Consider the following 7,524-nt stretch of genomic DNA (forward strand, 5'->3'; position numbering starts at 1 on the left):
CCTCATGCGCCACCCCAGAGACTGGCGATTTGTCACGCGTCGTTATTGCAAGCGTATGCGCTCCTCGGTCGCGGCCAGTTCTGAGAAAGGCGACGGCCTCTCGCTCATATCTTTCATAGGAGATGCCGATAGCATAAGCCGAAGCGTCCAGCCCATGAGCCAGACCGCGAGCGATGTTCACAATCCGGGGTCCCCAGCCAGATCAGGCGGCTGTGACAGTAGCTCTGCGCAGATTGCGGAGACGCCCATACCAAGAGCTTCGACACGCGTAGCACTCTGTAGTCGCTCCGTCAGGCGCTCGATCTGGGCGTAGTCGAGAAGGCGAGCTGAGGCCTCAACCGAATGTAGGAAGGCCGCGCTCAGGTTCGCAATTTCCGGTCTTACATGCGAGTTCAGTGGCGAGGTGCTGTGTCAGTCGCGGGCTTTATCGCGCTCAATCTCCCCGGTAACGCCACCCTGAACTCGCGAAACCCAGAGAGGCCAAGAGTACGGCAAAAACGCAAAACCGACGCTTCTCCGCTGTTTGTTTGACTTACGAGTTTGGAGATAGATAAGTCCCCAAGAAGCTCGGGGTTTTAGGCAACAAAATGCGCGATTCTGGATTGTGAGCTAGCCCGCTGGCGACCAGACCGCATACCGCATCCCGCACCAAGCTTGATGACCTGTCCGCCATTGCACTGCCCGCCGGGGTATGGTGTTCCGGATGCAGGCGCGGGCGGACCGTCCACGCCGCTGCCCTCTTTCTACATTGGGCAAAGCAAACCTTTAAGTTCCGCCAAGTTCAGCAACAATGCCTCCGGCTCAAAGGTCCGGAGGTCATTCCTCAGTCGACTCGTATGGTGGCGGGCGCCCCCGAATGCGCAGTAGCGCATATTTGCATTTCGCGCGGCACTAAGACCGATGACGCTGTCCTCAATGACAAGGCACTCTCCGGCAGACACGCCCATGATTTCCGCCGCCAATAGCAGCACAGAAGGGTCAGGCTTCCGGACACCGATGTCATCGGAGGAGAAGAACCGTGAGCCTACAAGCCCCAAGAGATTGGCGGCTCTCATGCGGTGGATGAGTTCGAAACGAGATGTGTTCGATGCGACACAAAAGGGAATGGAAAGCCACTGGAGCAGTTCAACCGCGCCAGGTGTCGCCGACAGGATCCCAGAGGCGGCCAGCTGGATCTCAGCCGCGGCCGTTTCCATGAAGTTCTTCGGCAGGCTTACACCGACAAGTCTTTCCAGATGCCGTTGTTGATCGTCTCGCTCAACACCGGAGAGCGTTGCCGTTATTTCATCTGGATGCACCTGGAAACCTTCCGCGGCAAGTTTTGCCGAAATCACCTCCGATGCTACGATTTCCGTCTCCGCAAGGGTGCCGTCAAAATCGAAGATGATCAGTCGAGGCCGCGACCGATCGGACGTTTTGATCGATGGTGAAGCCATCATTTCGGATCACCGGGACGAATGACAGGCAGCTGATCAAGTCCCTCGTGACGATGGACAACGACATCCGATCCGTCCAACATGACGACATCGTATGATGGCGCAGCCGCCACAAATATGGGCTTGCCATATTGTTCCCAGTCCAGAACGATATGCTGCGCCGTGCCACGGCTGGCAGTAAACGATATGCCCGACAAACTGCCTGCTGCAGCAACATGCCGGTGACCAAAGAGCATGTGGCGGACCGATGCGTTTTTCCGAAGGATGGAAAGGAGCCGATCGGACTCCTTCATATCGCTCGTCTTAAAACAAGGCACATGCAAATCCGCCGGCGTATGGTGCATAGCAACCACGACTGGTCGGCCGGCGGCACGGAAAAGCTGGTCCTGCAGCCATTCAAACCGGCCACCGTCAAGACAACCGAAATGGCTGATGTCGTCCTTTGTGTCGAGCAAGACGACGAGCCAGTCGTGCAAGTCGACAGCCGCCTGAACGAATCCTTCCCCGCCGAATACGCCTCGAAATGCGCCGCGGTCATCGTGGTTGCCGATCGTCAAATGGACCGGGAGCCGGACCTCCGACAAGATCTCGCGCAAGAGTGCGTAAGCGGCTGGATCGCCTGTATCAGCAAGATCGCCGGTAATAAGGATGAGCTTGGCATCTGCGTGTACGCGCGAGACATGGTCCAAGGTGTCGCGCAATCTCTGCGCCGGATCGATGCCGTAAAGCGTCTTGCCAGGGGCAACAAAATGAGGATCCGTGATATGAATGATTTTCTGCATTGCTCCACACTCAGATTGGGCCCGACCCTGGGAGGAAGTGGGACAAGAGACCGCTGCTGCGTCAGGCCACTTGATTGCCGTCGTTGTGGTGACCATCTATTCCAGGCGTCTGACAGCGAACCGTGAGCAGTGAGGGGTCGACCCTCTCTGCCTGATCGAGGTGTTCGATTCCAAGCAAACAGTTGACCGACGAACGGCCAATAAATGTCGCGAGTTGTAAATGCTCGGGCCGCATAAGGGACCTCGGTCGCTATCGCTTTCGGTTGATCATGAAGTAACTCGTCCATCATCGAAACGGTGCCACGGGCCTGTGCTTCGAGCTCCGGTGAGTTCCCCCACGCAGACACGAATGCTCCTTCTTGACCCTCAATTGTAATTTGTGAGCAGCTCGGTCGAACACCGTTGAGTGTCGCTTGCGCGCGCCCGCCCCATGCCGCATCCGCCTGTCAGACTTCGCCGATATCGAATGCAAGGGAGCTTTGTTCGGATTTATGTCAAGTGGACGGAATCGCCGGGACAGTCGGTATAGGAAGACATTTTTGTGGGGTTGAGTGGATGGGAAGCTGCTGCAGTTCACCTTACGGCACCTGCTGCCACCGGGTCCGCCTCCTGCCATTTTGTATTGGGCTGGACTTCGCTCGTCATCAGCAGGACGCTAAGTTCTTCGGCTGATCGCGCGACCACCGCAGCGCCGGCTGACAGCAATCGTTGACCGTGGTCGTCGTGGCAGTGGCCGCCCGCGGTGAAACCGATCACCATCATCCCCGCGGCCACACCGGCTCGAACGCCTGCAATGCTGTCCTCGACAACGACGCAGCGCGCTGCCTTAGTGCCCATCTGGGCGGCAGCGAACAGGAAGAGGTCCGGTGCAGGCTTACCGGCCTTTACCATGGCGGAGCTGAACACGTGGGGATGGAAGTATGCCCAAAGTTCCGTCAGTTCAAGACCAAGCCGCAGCTTGTCGGGGGCGCTGCTCGATGCGACGCAGCGCGGCAATCGCAACTGATGCAGGAGTTGGTCAATGCCGCTGATCGCTTGCAGTTCCGTCTGGTAGCTTTCCTTTATCCGGGATTGCACGATGACGTCGAAGTCGCTGGGTAGAGGGCGGCCCCAGTCTTCTTCGATCATTTTCCGCATGGTGGCTGAGGAAAGGCCGGTAAACCGCAGAATCACATCAGAATACGACATGGGATAGCCAATGCGGGTAAGTTCTTCGGCATCGATTCGACTTGCCAGCGTCTCGCTATCGATCAGAACGCCGTCGCAATCGAAGATGACCAGTTCATAAGAGGCCTGTTGATTCATTGCATGCCCTCGGGAACCCAACCTTCTGCGGAGACCTCGACCACATGTCGGTCGCTAACTTCGAAGCGATGCACCAGGACCCCATCAACGCCGATTATCGCGATGTCAAAAGCGGGCGCATCCTCGACGAAGTCCGCGTCTCTCCGCGTGAAATGTGGAATGATCTGATGCGCCACGCCGCGGTTTGCACTGAAAGGGATGCCGCTCCAGGTGCCGCCAACATCGACATGCACATGGCCGTGGAAAATGTGCCGCACATTGCCGGCGCTGACAATCGCCTGCATGATCGGGCGCCAATTCTCGGTGCTCCAGGGTTCGAAATGCGGCAGGCCGATCGGCTGCAGCGGATGATGGACGAAGAGGTAGGCCCGCACATCCGACGCCTCGGCCACCCGGGCCAGCAGCCACTCGAGCCGACCATCGTCCAAGGAGCCATGACCGAAACCTTCCACCAATGTGTCGAGAAAAATGAGGCGCCCGGCAGATCCGTCGTGAACCGACTGGATAAAGCCGTTCTCATCGCGCGGCTCTCCAGGAAACGCCCGAACAAAATTCTCGCGGCTGTCGTGATTGCCGAGCAGAAGGCGGGCGGGCACGCGCAGTTCCTGCAGCACCTCGCGAAGTAGGACATAGGAAGCGAAATCTCCCTCGTCAGTGAGATCGCCAGTCACGACGCAAAGCTCGGCGTCGGCGTGATCGCGGTTGATGCGCTCAATGGTCTTGCGAAGCCGTTGGGCAGGATCGAAGCCGAAGAGCATGGCGCCTAACGGCACAAGATGGGGGTCGGTCAGATGAATGAGTTTCATGGATAATCCCGAAAAAGGGAGGGATGTCGCACAGGAGCGTGCAGCGTCTCGGACGAGGCGATCAGTTCGTTTTCGGCAGGAGTGCGCGAACCTCGGACACCATGTCTGCGAGAGCGGCTTCCGGTTCCTTGGATCCAAGCGCAATAGCCGTCATCTCGTCGCGGAGGACCTCCCCGATCTGCACGCCGTTATCACCAGGCCAGGAGAACCACGGGCGGGCGCGGGGCGTCTGAAGCACGCTGGTGTACCAGTTCGGGTGCTTATCGTAGAAGCCGGCGAGATGATCCTTGTCGAGGGCAAGCGTGTTGGTCGGCATATAACCAGTATTCGGCACGACAATGCTCTGGCCTTCAGGACTTGTGGTGAACTTGACGTAGTCCCAGGCGGCGGCGCGCTTGGCGGGATCGTCGGTAAGGATTATCGCAACCATGCCGCCCGTCGGCATCGTCGCATCTTCAGCGCCGAGCGGCTGCTTGGCTGTGCGGAGCTTGAACCGATCTCCAATTTCACCTTCGAAACCGCTCACACTGCCGGCAGAGGCGAAGAAGAAGCCGAGCTTGCCAGAGGTGAAGAGCTGCCGGGCGGCATGGGAGTCGATCGCCGGCTGAGCGCCGTCGGTGTGGAACCGCTTGAACAGCTTGACGGCAGCCTGGCCTGCAGGACCGTCAAAAGCGATGTCGCTCTCCTTGTCGTTCATCATCTGGCCGCCGAAGTTGCGTACCAGGTTCTGCGTGGCCCAGTCGTCCGAGCCGAGCTGGTAATACATGCCGGACGTTCCATTGCCGAGCGCACCGACCTTGCCGGCCAGTGCGACGAAGCTGTCCCAATCGGTCGGAACCTTGTCGGGGTCGCCGCCCGCCTGCTTCACGAGATCGGCATTGTAATAAACGACCGGCGTCGACATGGCGAAGGGAAGTCCGTACAGATGGCCCTCGATTCTTGCCAGAGACAGGATTTGTTCCGTGTAGCCCTTATCGGCCAGGTGATCGGCGGCAACGAGATCGTCGATGGGCTTTACGAGCCCGCGCGTGACGAGCGGACGGAGCACGTTAAAGCCGACATAGTGAACGTCCGGCAACTCGCCTGCCATGCTCTGACGAATCAACGTCTGGACAGCTTCGTCATAACTCGGCGCAGCAGCGCGGAAGCTGATCTTGATTTCCGGGTGGTCCGCCATGAAGCGGTCTGCAATCGGCTTGTGGATCACTTCGTGTTCGGGCCAGGCGTAATAGACATTGAGTTTCGTCTCGGCTTGCGCTGGCATGGCTGCCGCTGCGACACCGGCAGCAAGGATCATTGCAACTGTTTTCACATTGCTCTCCTGAGTTTTGAGATGGGGGTTTTTAGAGACGGAGCTAGTGTCGGCCGAGCACCAGACCTCGGATGAAGTGTTTCTGCATGAGAAGGAAAAAAGAGACCAAGGGAGCAGTTACGAGAACGCCCCCCGCCATCAGCGCACCGACATTTCCGGCGCCCTCGCCGGCCTGCCGGAAATAGGCAATGCCGAGCGAAGCCGTCATCATGTCGGGATTGGTTATCACCACCATTGGCCAATAAAGATCGTTCCAATGGGCCACGATAGAGAAGATCGAGAAGGAGACGACGGCCGGCCAAGCTGCTGGCAGCATGATCCGCCAGGCGATCGATAGCTCGCTGAAACCGTCGAGCCGCGCCGCGTCGAGCACCTCATCGGGAAAGGTCACGAAGAACTGCCGGAACAGGAAGATGGCAAACACCGAAATGATCCAGGGCAGAACCAGAGCGGCATAGCTGTCGAGCAGTCCGGATTTTGCGAGGGCTATGTAGATCGGGATGGTTGGTATCTGCACCGGCACCAGAAGGCCGAGCAGGACGCCGACAAGCAGAATAGGGCGGCCCGGGAAGGACAGCTTGGCCAGCGCATAGCCGCATGGGATGGCGATCGCGATCTGCAACACAAGAATTGCCAGACACACGACAAAGCCATTTGCCATGAACCGAAGCAGCGGAATTGCCGAGAGCGCAGTGCCGTAATTGTCGATTGCGCCGTGAAGGGTCGGCGTTGGAAGCAGGCTGCCGTCAAAGATCTCGCTCTGTGGCGTCAGCGAGGCAAGGATCATCCACAGAAACGGAAAGACCATGATGATCGCGCCGGTGACAAGCACAGCATGCGAGACAATGCGGGAAGAGGAAGATTGCCCCAGGATCATCACTGGCCTCCATTTGCTTTCCAGCGCGCCCGACGCTCGGAGACGCGCATCTGGACGAGCGACAGGAAAGTCACGAAGACAAAAAAGGAAACGGAGATCGCAGAAGCATATCCGACGCGGAAGAAGCGGAAACCTTCTTCATAAAAAGTGTAAAGAACGACGGAGGTAGATTTCATCGGCCCTCCCTGTGTGAGGACCGCGACCGTTTCGAAAACCGAAAAGGCGCGGATAATTGTCATCACGGTGACGAACACCGTAACTGGCGCCAGCATCGGCCAGGTGACCAGAAGGAAGCGCTTCAGTCCCCTGTCCGCCCCGTCGATAGTCGCAGCTTCGTAGAGCTCCTCTGGAATGGTCGAAAGGCCAGCCAGGAAAAGGATCATGTTGAAGCCAACCAACTGCCAGACGCCGATCGCCGCGAGCGCATATATGGCCGTCGCCGGGTCGGACAGGAACCTGACGGGCGATGCGCCCAGGAGCTGCAGCAGCGTGTTGGCAAAACCCAGACTTGGATGCAGGATTGCTTCCCACGCGGTCGCGAGAGCAACCAAGCTTGCAGCCACGGGCAGAAAGTAAGCGGTTCGATAGAGAACTGCGAACCGTGATCTAGCGATCAAAACGGCGACGAGCAGCCCCCACCCGATTGCCGTCGGCACGACCACAGCCACATAGAGCGCGGTGTTGCGCAGACTCTGAGCAAAGCCAGGGTCGGTCAACATGCGCGTATAATTAGCAACCCCGATGAATTGGATTCCGGCCAAGCCGAGCGACGCATTCGTGAAGGACAGAAAGAAGACAAGAATGGCGGGTCCGATGACAAGGGCAACAAGCAACAGCGTCGCCGGCACGGACAGAATTATGCCAGCTTGCGCCTGGGCCCGAGCCGGCCGGTAGCTGCCTGCAGTGTTCGGAGCTAAGGAACTGAGCGGAATGTCGTTGGCTAAGGCCATGTCAGGCTGCCCCGCTGTGATCGCCACGCTGGCGCGAGCCGTTGGAAGGAAAAAAC

7 protein-coding genes are annotated in these 7,524 nt (G+C 58.5%); all 7 read right to left on the minus strand.

What is annotated here, in order from left to right:
* Nucleotides 1–743: 743 nt before the first annotated feature.
* Nucleotides 744–1,439, minus strand: a complete 696-nt coding sequence (locus tag EN742_RS17285) for an HAD family phosphatase (RefSeq protein WP_128333062.1) — start codon at nucleotides 1,437–1,439, stop codon at nucleotides 744–746.
* Complete coding sequence (locus EN742_RS17290) at nucleotides 1,436–2,218, minus strand: metallophosphoesterase (protein WP_029354781.1); 783 nt, start codon at nucleotides 2,216–2,218, stop codon at nucleotides 1,436–1,438. The genes EN742_RS17285 and EN742_RS17290 overlap by 4 nt, the downstream gene beginning before the upstream one ends.
* A 573-nt stretch (nucleotides 2,219–2,791) precedes the next feature.
* Nucleotides 2,792–3,523, minus strand: coding sequence for an HAD family hydrolase (locus EN742_RS17295; RefSeq protein WP_051695327.1), 732 nt, complete (start codon nucleotides 3,521–3,523; stop codon nucleotides 2,792–2,794).
* On the minus strand, nucleotides 3,520–4,329 hold the full coding sequence (locus EN742_RS17300) for a phosphodiesterase (RefSeq protein ID WP_036267413.1): 810 nt from the start codon (nucleotides 4,327–4,329) through the stop codon (nucleotides 3,520–3,522). The genes EN742_RS17295 and EN742_RS17300 overlap by 4 nt, the downstream gene beginning before the upstream one ends.
* 61 nt (nucleotides 4,330–4,390) lie before the next feature.
* Nucleotides 4,391–5,641, minus strand: a complete 1,251-nt coding sequence (locus EN742_RS17305) for an ABC transporter substrate-binding protein (protein ID WP_029354776.1) — start codon at nucleotides 5,639–5,641, stop codon at nucleotides 4,391–4,393.
* Nucleotides 5,642–5,684: 43 nt separating this feature from the next.
* Nucleotides 5,685–6,518 (minus strand): carbohydrate ABC transporter permease, encoded by an 834-nt coding sequence (locus EN742_RS17310; protein WP_029354774.1) that lies wholly within the window; start codon nucleotides 6,516–6,518, stop codon nucleotides 5,685–5,687.
* Nucleotides 6,518–7,524 (minus strand): sugar ABC transporter permease (locus EN742_RS17315; protein ID WP_245492342.1); only part of this gene is annotated, 1,007 nt, incomplete at its 5' end. The genes EN742_RS17310 and EN742_RS17315, both read right to left, overlap by 1 nt.

The organism is Mesorhizobium sp. M4A.F.Ca.ET.020.02.1.1 (genome assembly GCF_004022645.1).
Lineage (GTDB): Bacteria > Pseudomonadota > Alphaproteobacteria > Rhizobiales > Rhizobiaceae > Mesorhizobium.

What these genes read in the sequence shown, in the direction of transcription:
- EN742_RS17290 (WP_029354781.1), bottom strand. Translation starts at nt 2,218, where the DNA reads ATGCAGAAAATCATTCATATCACGGATCCTCATTTTGTTGCCCCTGGC.
- EN742_RS17295 (WP_051695327.1), bottom strand. Translation starts at nt 3,523, where the DNA reads ATGAATCAACAGGCCTCTTATGAACTGGTCATCTTCGATTGCGACGGC.
- EN742_RS17300 (WP_036267413.1), bottom strand. Translation starts at nt 4,329, where the DNA reads ATGAAACTCATTCATCTGACCGACCCCCATCTTGTGCCGTTAGGCGCC.
- EN742_RS17310 (WP_029354774.1), bottom strand. Translation starts at nt 6,518, where the DNA reads ATGATCCTGGGGCAATCTTCCTCTTCCCGCATTGTCTCGCATGCTGTG.
- EN742_RS17285 (WP_128333062.1), bottom strand. Translation starts at nt 1,439, where the DNA reads ATGATGGCTTCACCATCGATCAAAACGTCCGATCGGTCGCGGCCTCGA.